This is a genomic window from Blautia sp. BIOML-A1 (assembly GCF_009883055.1).
Classification (GTDB): domain Bacteria; phylum Bacillota; class Clostridia; order Lachnospirales; family Lachnospiraceae; genus Blautia_A.
In genome coordinates this window covers 24,224-33,167 of record NZ_WWVR01000037.1, presented here as the reverse complement: position 1 = coordinate 33,167, position 8,944 = coordinate 24,224, and the positions used below count along the sequence as shown (strand labels likewise).

Below are 8,944 nucleotides of genomic sequence, written 5' to 3'. Positions count from 1 at the left end.
GGTTTGGCATGGCAGGACGTAAATCTGGAAGAACAATGCCTTACCATAAGACGCAGCATCCGATATGATGGCTCAAAACGCAAATATATCATCGGACCAACCAAGCGGAAAAAAGTGAGGATTGTTGATTTTGGAGATACGCTGGTAGAGATTTTCCGTAATGCCCGGAAAGAGCAGTTAAAAAATCGAATGCAGTATGGAGAACTTTATCACACGAACTACTACAAAGAGGTCAAAGAGAAAAACAGAGTGTACTACGAATATTATTGTTTAGACAGAACAGAGGAAGTCCCGACAGATTATAAAGAAATTTCTTTCGTCTGTTTAAGACCGGATGGTTGTTTGGAACTTCCAACTACTTTGGGGACTGTTTGCAGAAAGGTGGCAAAAACATTAGAGGGATTTGAAGGCTTTCATTTCCACCAGTTACGTCACACCTATACAAGCAACCTTTTAGCAAATGGAGCTGCCCCAAAAGATGTGCAGGAATTGTTGGGACACTCAGATGTCAGTACCACAATGAACGTCTATGCTCACTCCACAAGAGATGCGAAACGAAAATCAGTTCGGCTTCTTGATAAAGTGGTGGGCAATGACTAAAAAATTTCCCTTATTTCCCTTGTGATTATCTCATAAGGGCAAAAATAAGGGAAACTACATATCATTTCACTAATGGACAGGCGGGAAAGCCTATAAAATGGGGAAAGTTAGAGGAATAATTATATAAATTCTAGTTTGGAGAATTGAAAAAAACGAAATTTACCTATTAAGACATATAAACTCTTGACAATAAAGCTCCTATATAGTATGTTTTTAATAAACTACTATATAGGAGCTTTTGTATGGAAATGAATGGAGGATTTCTTGTCACCAAAATAAAACAGCTTGGAGACCGGATTTTTGAGAAGATTCTCAGTGAAAAGAATATTGATGCGTTTAATGGAGCCCAGGGGCGTATTCTTTATGTGCTGTGGCAGGAGGATGGTATCTCAATCAGGTCACTCTCGACTAAATGCGGATTAGCGATAACATCTCTTACTACGATGCTGGAAAGAATGGAAAATCAAGGGCTGATAAGCCGTGTTCAGTCTGAAACGGACAAAAGGAAAACACTCCTGTTTCTGACTGAGAAAGCACATGCCTTAAAGGGCGAGTACGATTCTGTATCTGATGAGATGGGCAGTATTTACTACAAAGGTTTTTCAGAGGAAGAAATTACCCGGTTTGAGGAATGTCTCGACCGCATCAGAAAGAATCTTGAGGAGTGGCAGAAATCATGAGTATTTGTATCAAAGATCAAATTCAGAACATGAATATCGTCATTGGCTGCACAGTGGGGTGTGCATATTGCTATGCCCGCAACAATGTGAAACGCTGGCATATGATTGATGACTTCGCTGACCCTGAATTCTTTCCGGGTAAGCTCAAGATGATGGAAAAGAAACGTCCGCAGAACTTTCTTCTTACCGGCATGAGCATGGTCTCTGACGGACCAGGCACATAAGCTCGGCATTCCGGTGTTTATGAAGGAAGACCTTGTCCCTATCATAGGGGATGAAAATATGATTCAGGAAATGCCGGAAGAATTTAATAAAGTGTTAGAGGTACAGAAATCATGGAAGAAGTAATAAATGGAATCCTCATTCGTGAGGTGGAAACAAAGAACATCATGACTAAGTCTAGTCTGCCGGTAGGCGGTTACTCGGTCAATCCCTATGTGGGCTGTACACATGCCTGCAAGTATTGCTATGCTTCTTTTATGAAGCGCTTTACCGGGCACAAGGAGGAATGGGGCACTTTCCTTGATGTGAAGCATTGGCCGGAAATTAAAAATCCGAAGAAATATGCCGGACAGCGGGTGGTCATCGGTTCTGTGACAGATGGCTACAATCCACAGGAGGAGCAATTCGGGAATACCAGAAAACTTCTGGAGCAGCTGATCGGCAGTGACGCAGATATTCTGATCTGCACAAAGTCGGATCTTGTGGTACGGGATATTGATCTGCTGAAGAAGCTTGGACGTGTAACCGTTTCATGGTCGATCAACACACTAGATGAAAATTTCAAGAACGATATGGACTCTGCTTCGAGCATTGAGCACCGTATCGCTGCTATGAAGCAGGTATATGAAGCAGGTATCCGTACAGTCTGTTTCGTATCCCCGGTATTCCCCGGTATCACGGATTTTGAAGCAATCTTTGAGCGGGTAAAGGATCAGTGCGATCTGTTCTGGCTCGAAAATCTCAATCTTCGAGGCGGTTTCAAAAAGACAATTATGGATTATATCGCCGGAAAATATCCTGATCTTGTACCACTTTACGACGAGACCTATAACAAGCATAACCGCAGCTATTTTGAAGCACTTGAAGTAAAAGCTGAGAAAATGGCTAAGAAGTATGATTGTGCCTTTGTGGATAATGAAATGCCTTATGGCAGAGTCCCGCAGGGACATCCGGTGATCGTAGATTATTTCTATCATGAGGAAATCCGTGGGACAGAGAATACTGGAAAAAGAAATCGCTAACTTCGAGTTTGCAGGGATGACAAGCGGCTCAGTATGATATTTAATTAAATATTGCAATGAAAAGATCATTTACCGTAAACAAGCAGTAGGTGGTCTTTTTTATATCTTTTTGTGAACAAGTAGAGATTTATAGCTGGAAATCTATGTTTTATCATAATCTGTGAAATAAGATGGGTTAATTCTTCAATTTACATATTTTTTAAGGTGTTCCGGCATGGTATTATGATACTTATAAAGAACCAATTATATCTGTTGGAGAGAGCGGTGAAAAGTTATGAAGTTATTGTTTAAACAAAGGCTGTTTTCATGGTTTGACAGCTATGATATCTATGATGAAGCAGGCAACACTGTTTATGTAGTAAAAGGCCAGTTGTCCTGGGGACATAAACTTGTAATTTATGATGCCTATGGAAATGAAGTAGGAATGGTTGTTCAGAAAGTACTTACTTTTCTTCCTAAATTTGAAATTTATAAAAACGGCAGTTATATCGGATGCCTGAGCAAAGAATTCTCATTCCTGACGCCACATTATAATATTGATTACAATGGATGGCATATTGATGGAACCATTATGGAATGGGACTATAGCATTCTTGATCTAAGCGGTTATTCAATTGCACGGGTTAGTAAAGAACTGTTTCATATGACTGATACATATGTTATTGATGTGCAGGATCCAGGAAATGCATTGGATGCGCTGATGTTTGTACTGGCAATCGATGCAGAAAAATGTTCCAGAAATTAAATAGTTGATCTTGTTACCGAAGATATTCGGAGATGGGGAGGTAGCATGGGATTATTCAAAAAGAAAATCGTGAAAAAAACATATGACCGAGAACATATGAAACCTGTTATTCGTGCAAGCATTTGCACCGGAGAAGAAGTAGCAGGATTCAAAGACATACGGACCGGAAAAATCGAAGAAATCATGCTGATCAGATCGCCGGAGGAGCTAGAAAGATTCAAAGAGATATATGAGATAACAGAGGAAATTGCAAAAGAATATTAGACATCTTCTGGGTCGTGGATGAACGCCAGGTATTCGTCTGTAAGCTTATAGGGAAAAAGGAGTTATTTTATAAAGGTGATGAAAATTACTTACATTAACCACAGTGGATTTTTAATTGAAACTAAAGATTGCTACTATATTTTTGACTATTATAAGGGTGAATTACCACTTCTTGACAAGAAAAAAGAAGTAATTGTTTTTTGCAGTCATTTTCATAAGGATCATTTTAATCCTGTGATTTTTGATATCCTTGATGACATGAGCATGACATATCAGGCAATTTTGGCGAAAGATATACGCAAAAGAAAACATTTGTCAGATATGAAGATCACATATGTTTATCATGATCAGACTTATAATCTGGATAATGGCACCCAAGTCGATACATTGCTATCTAACGATAGTGGTGTAGCATTTATTGTCAAAACAAAGGAAGGCACCATTTATCATGCTGGTGACTTAAATGACTGGTATTGGGATGGTGAGCCAAAAGCTGATAAGCAGAGACTTACTTCAGCATATCGTGCGGAGATCAGGAAAATCAAGGGTATGCATTTTGATGCTGCATTTGTCCCTTTAGATCCGAAACAGGGAAATCACTATGCCGACGGGATCCTGTATTTCCTTAAAAATGTAGATTGCAATGTCATTTTTCCAATGCATTACTGGAATGATGCCAATGTAATTAAGCGGTTTATTACGGAATATCCGCAATATAAATCACGTATTAAAAACACAGAATGTGCAAAAGGAGAAGAATTATGAAGTTCACCAGAAAAAGAACAGAAAAAATGAAAGACACATGTCAGAAGGAGTAAAAAATGTTATCGTTATTATTTATAATTTGTATAATTTGGTTTGTTGGAAAATTTTTTGTTTTTGGGTTAAGAGCATCCTGGGGAATTATGAAACTACTTTGCACGGTTATTTTCTTCCCGGTGATATTGATAGGTATGGTTGTAGGTGGACTGATGTACGTTGCTTTTCCATTATTGATTATTGGTGGCATTATAGCATTGGTGACGTCACATTCATAATCGATCAGGAGGAAGAAAACAGAAAGTATCGTCAATCAATTACAGCGTATGTAAAGGAAAAGGCAATGAGTCAGAAATGGTTCATTGCCTTTCTTGGCGTTATGGATTATTTCAATTTTTCTTTCTCGGCATTTAAGAGTTCAAGATTAAGCCCCTGTTCTCCAGCTGTCTTATCTACCCAAAGATTCAAAGAGTCTATGGCTAAAGAAATTTCATCAAGTTTTTTACTGATATAAGCAAAATCTTTCATTTCATCATCGCTGATCTTACCGTCACGGGCAATCTGGATCAGACGACCAGTAAGAGGATTAATTTCATTCAAACTGGCAATTGTCTCCAAAATGATATTTGACAGATCAGTCATTTCTACTTCTGGAACATAACGATGGCCGATCTCGCATTTGTGATACCCAGGAAAATCAGGACAGACTTGCCAATCTCGTTCATACAGAACACAGTGATTTTTCAGCTACCTACCACGTGAATCTTCAGGAAACAAAAGAAGGAATTGCAAGTATGGCAGTCACACCAACGGTCCTTGAAACATGGGGAATTACTGTGGAACAGCTCCATCAGGATGCACTGGTATCAGACATGAATCGTCATCCAATGTTCTGTGATATGCAGAATATGATGGAAAGCATGTTGTTCGGAAAGGAGCCGGAAAATCTTTTAGATGACGGTTCTGGTCAGAGCGGAATGGGCATGGATGTGAAGGAGCTGTCTGCTATGGTGCAGCAGGTCAACGAGACAGAAGTATCCACAGAAGACCGTTTATCCGATCACGTCCAGCATTATGACAGCAAAGAAGCCGTCATGGAAAATGCAGAGAAACGCGTATCCCGTCTTGAAAAAGAAAAGACAGAAACAAAAGCTGCAAAGAAGAGTATTCGTGATCGCCTTGGAGAAAAGAAACAGCAGAGCGAAGCGAAGAAAGCAGAGAAAGCTGTGGAGAAGGCCGTGAAGAAAGATAAAGGGCAGGAACTGTAAAAGCAATTAATTGATGTTAGGAGCCTCAGTCTTTCGGAGGTTGGGGCTTCGATTTGTATTTATGTAGAGGGCTATATAACTCTTATTCAATAAACACACATTGACAAGCATCTATGTGTATGGTAATTTGATATATAGATGATTGTCTATGTGAGGTGGCAAAAATGGATACAAGAGACATGATACTAATATGCAAAGCATTGTCGGATACAAATAGACTGGAGATTGTTCAGATGCTGTCAGATGGAGAAAAATGCGGATGCAAGATTCTAGATAAATTCGATATCACACAGCCCACTTTATCCCATCACATGAAAATATTGGTTGACTGTGGGCTTGTAAATGACCGTAAGGAAGGCAAGTGGCATTATTATTCTCTGAACAAAAAAATAATAAGAGAGGCAAGTTCATTTGTTGAAGCTTTGGGAAGGTAGGAAATGGAAATGAAAGAAGAATGTATTATATGTAAAGCACCACTTATATATCTTGAAAAGGATGAAATGATGGAGTGCGTGTTATGCCATAAAAAGGAATTAAGCAAAACTAGATGTGAGCAGGGTCATTATGTATGTAATGAATGCCATACAAAAGGAATGGGTGTAATTATAGACATATGTCTTAGTGAAACATCTAAGAATCCGATAGAAATTATAAGAAAAATGATGGCACAGCCATTCTGCCATATGCATGGACCAGAGCATCATGTTATGGTTGGTTCAGCGCTCCTTGCTGCATATAAAAATGCAGGTGGTGAGATTGATTTGCCGGAAGCTCTGCTTGAAATGATGAATCGAGGAAAAGCTGTTCCGGGCGGCACATGTGGATTCTGGGGTGCTTGTGGCGCCGGAATTAGTACAGGAATGTTTATATCAATAATCTCAGGAGCGACTCCACTTAAAAATGAACCTTGGGGTCTGGCTAATAAAATGACTTCCAAGGCACTTGACGCAATCGGGAGCATTGGTGGACCAAGATGTTGTAAAAGAGATTCTTATATGGCTATAATCTCAGCGATTGACTATGTGGCAGAGAATTTCAATATACAAATGGAAAAACCTGTTATAAAGTGTATTCATTCTGATAAGAACAACCAATGTATTAAGGAGAGGTGCCCATTTCATGAATAAGAAAAAAGTCGCATTTATCTGTGTTCATAATTCATGCCGTAGTCAGATAGCGGAGGCATTGGGAAAACATCTGGCATCAGATATATTTGAAAGCTATTCGGTCGGAACAGAGACAAAGCCTCAGATTAATCAGGATGCTGTTCGTATCATGAAAGAGATTTATGGAATAGACATGGAAGCAAATGATCAGCATAGTAAGCTGATTACTGATATCCCAGATGTTGATATTGCAATATCCATGGGATGCAATGTAGGATGTCCTTTTATCGGAAGGGCATTTGATGATAACTGGGGACTTGATGATCCAACGGGGAAATCAGATGATGATTTCAAGGCTGTGATACAACAGATTGAGCAGAATATCATTGAGCTAAAGAACAGGTTGAGCGAGAATTAAAGTGAAGTTTTACGTGAGCAAACATTAGAAAATACAGATGTAAATTTTTATAAGGAACATCCGGAAATGACTATGTATCTTCGGAATCAGAAATACAAGAGAAGAACAAATAGAATACCTGCAGAACAAAATGGCAGCTTATCAGCTTTATGACACAGGAATTACTGTGGCAAAGGAAGATGAGCTGCTTTCTTTATCTACTTGCGAGTATTCCAGTACCGGCCGTTGGCAAAGGTAGAAGAATTGGAAGAGCAGAATTATAACATGGTCGATAATGTTCTGAATAATGGTTATGGTGAGAAAGAACGTCGTGAAGAAATTCGTATGAAAGCAGCCACATATCAGGAACAGACCGGAGCCAGCATGACATTTTATGCTGCAGTCTGTGAAGAGTTCCATAGCATGCAGGCCTGTTATGAAGGTCTTTCCCTTGAAGAAGCGGTAGAGAAATATAAAGAGATTCGCGAGGATCCGAGACTTGCATATTATGGAAATGCCATGGGTGTGGAGATCCACGATGAATCATTGGAAGAATATGATGGATATGCATTCCCTCTGGTAGAAGGATCTGTAATCGAAGGTGGCAATCTGGATTACGTAAAAGAACTGGCAATTCATCCACTTGCAAGGGAAGCGTTGGAACGGGTTCGAGAAGTATTTCCAGAGTATCGGTTTGTGCCACCGGCTGAGATAAAAGAAAGTATTTATCCGGAGCATATGACAGCAGATAAACTTGCAAGGGCATTGCTTGATCTGGCAAATGAATTCGATGCATATGATTTTATGGATCAGGTGGAAAGTCCGGAAACTGCATTGACTGAGATTAAATATAATCTTCTGGCAGGACTTGGCATGCAGGAGTAGCATGATACGATTTACAGAAGAACAGAAAATGATTCTAAATTGCTATGAAGGCGGAAAGATAAAAGTTATTCGCGAGGTGCAAAGATCTATAGAAGAACTGAAAAGTACCGATGAAGATCCGGAGATGTTAGAGCTCCTTACAGATCTTGCAGCGCAGCTTAAGGACTGCACCAATCGGGAATACTTTCAGGCTAAGAAAGAGGCTCTGATCGATCCGGTTGATGCAGAAGTGATGGCGCTTTCTCCGGAACCTTGATACCAGCTTCGCGGATCATAGCATCAAAATTATTTTCAATTATATGCAGGGTCTTCTGTTGCTTCTGGAGATCCTGCTTTTCTTTTTTTGCTGAGGCAAGCTCTTCTTCCAGTTCCATTTGTTGGTGCTGTAGTTTTTCAGCTGAAAGCAGTTTGTGAATACCAAACTCTGCAAGTTCTTTCAAAGTGGTTTCATGCAGCTGATATTCTGCTCTGTGCTGTTTTCGATAGAGCAATCTATCCGGAGCATCTTTCTCAGCAAGAATGACATCACGACAGGCTCGATAGACTTCACAGTGTTTCTGAATGACTTTCTGATTTTGAACTGCCAGCCTCGTTTGCTGAATCTTATTATCGGCGGCATGAATGGAAGCCTCCAAATCTGCAACATGATTTTGGAATTCTTCGTAGTTTAGAAGATTGTGTTGCGAAAGGTAGCTGAAAGTTTTGGCAGCTTCCTTCAGATTATTTTTCTTTGCCCATTGATCAAAACCAGTTCGATTGCTGTCAGCCACATAGGAAGTCATTTGTACAAATGTCCTTACCTTGAAAGAAGCGTTCTGTGGAATGCGGGCCTTGTGACGATTCTTTTCCAAACGTCTTAAGATACTGTCCTCAGCATAATAGGCTCCCAATGTTTTGACATTAGTAAAATGTTTTTGCTCTGGAGCACGAAAGGCCAGGTATTTTCCTTTTCTGATTTCATATCCGGACTCTGTCATCTTCATCAGAAACTCATCA

Annotated in this window: 13 protein-coding genes and 2 pseudogenes; 13 read left to right on the top strand and 2 right to left on the bottom strand. The window is 39.7% G+C overall.

All coding sequences use genetic code 11. The features are described from left to right. The 7 genes and pseudogenes from GT674_RS14165 to GT674_RS14135 all read left to right on the top strand — a co-directional run. Positions 1-600, top strand: a 600-nt coding sequence (locus tag GT674_RS14165) for a site-specific integrase (RefSeq protein ID WP_161286289.1), incomplete at its 5' end; no start/stop codon positions are given. Positions 601-842: 242 nt separating this feature from the next. Beyond that, positions 843-1,280, top strand: coding sequence for a radical SAM mobile pair system MarR family transcriptional regulator (locus tag GT674_RS14160; protein WP_004853467.1), 438 nt, complete (start codon positions 843-845; stop codon positions 1,278-1,280). Beyond that, positions 1,277-1,628, top strand: a pseudogene (locus GT674_RS17955) (hypothetical protein). Before GT674_RS14160 ends, GT674_RS17955 begins: the two are co-directional and overlap by 4 nt. Further along, complete coding sequence (locus tag GT674_RS14150) at positions 1,616-2,524, top strand: radical SAM mobile pair protein B (protein WP_161286288.1); 909 nt, start codon at positions 1,616-1,618, stop codon at positions 2,522-2,524. Before GT674_RS17955 ends, GT674_RS14150 begins: the two are co-directional and overlap by 13 nt. Before the next feature lie 274 nt (positions 2,525-2,798). Beyond that, positions 2,799-3,269, top strand: a complete 471-nt coding sequence (locus tag GT674_RS14145) for an LURP-one-related/scramblase family protein (RefSeq protein WP_161286287.1) — start codon at positions 2,799-2,801, stop codon at positions 3,267-3,269. A 45-nt stretch (positions 3,270-3,314) separates the two neighbouring features. Beyond that, a complete protein-coding gene (locus GT674_RS14140) occupies positions 3,315-3,533 on the top strand; it encodes an aspartate dehydrogenase (protein ID WP_161286286.1) in 219 nt (72 codons plus the stop codon). A 78-nt stretch (positions 3,534-3,611) separates the two neighbouring features. Beyond that, a complete protein-coding gene (locus GT674_RS14135; protein ID WP_161286295.1) occupies positions 3,612-4,298 on the top strand; it encodes an MBL fold metallo-hydrolase in 687 nt (228 codons plus the stop codon). A gap of 378 nt (positions 4,299-4,676) precedes the next feature. Here the strand turns inward: GT674_RS14135 and GT674_RS14125 are convergent. Beyond that, positions 4,677-4,979 (bottom strand): annotated as a pseudogene (locus GT674_RS14125) (helix-turn-helix domain-containing protein); the annotation flags it as partial. On the opposite strand from GT674_RS14125, the gene GT674_RS14120 reads away from it, so the two are divergent. The 6 genes from GT674_RS14120 to GT674_RS14095 all read left to right on the top strand — a co-directional run bounded on the left by GT674_RS14120 (position 4,919) and on the right by GT674_RS14095 (position 8,204). Continuing rightward, a complete protein-coding gene (locus GT674_RS14120; protein WP_161286284.1) occupies positions 4,919-5,560 on the top strand; it encodes a DUF5688 family protein in 642 nt (213 codons plus the stop codon). The pseudogene GT674_RS14125 and the gene GT674_RS14120 sit on opposite strands and share 61 nt — an antisense overlap. Before the next feature lie 164 nt (positions 5,561-5,724). Next, positions 5,725-5,994 carry an ArsR/SmtB family transcription factor gene (locus tag GT674_RS14115; RefSeq protein WP_161286283.1) on the top strand — a complete coding sequence of 90 codons (270 nt, stop codon included), beginning with the start codon at positions 5,725-5,727 and terminating at the stop codon, positions 5,992-5,994. 3 nt (positions 5,995-5,997) lie between these two features. Beyond that, positions 5,998-6,687: a DUF5714 domain-containing protein gene (locus GT674_RS14110; protein ID WP_330585593.1), complete on the top strand. Its 690-nt coding sequence runs from the start codon at positions 5,998-6,000 to the stop codon at positions 6,685-6,687. Continuing rightward, positions 6,680-7,084: an arsenate reductase ArsC gene (locus GT674_RS14105; RefSeq protein ID WP_161286282.1), complete on the top strand. Its 405-nt coding sequence runs from the start codon at positions 6,680-6,682 to the stop codon at positions 7,082-7,084. The genes GT674_RS14110 and GT674_RS14105 overlap by 8 nt, the downstream gene beginning before the upstream one ends. 264 nt (positions 7,085-7,348) lie before the next feature. Then, the gene (locus GT674_RS14100; RefSeq protein ID WP_243149136.1) at positions 7,349-7,948 is read left to right on the top strand and encodes a hypothetical protein; all 600 of its coding nucleotides are present in this window, start codon (positions 7,349-7,351) and stop codon (positions 7,946-7,948) included. Position 7,949: 1 nt separating this feature from the next. Continuing rightward, positions 7,950-8,204, top strand: coding sequence for a hypothetical protein (locus tag GT674_RS14095; RefSeq protein WP_161286281.1), 255 nt, complete (start codon positions 7,950-7,952; stop codon positions 8,202-8,204). Here the strand turns inward: GT674_RS14095 and GT674_RS14090 are convergent. After that, positions 8,140-8,931, bottom strand: coding sequence for a hypothetical protein (locus GT674_RS14090; RefSeq protein ID WP_161286280.1), 792 nt, complete (start codon positions 8,929-8,931; stop codon positions 8,140-8,142). The two genes, GT674_RS14095 and GT674_RS14090, sit on opposite strands and share 65 nt — an antisense overlap. Positions 8,932-8,944 lie beyond the last annotated feature (13 nt).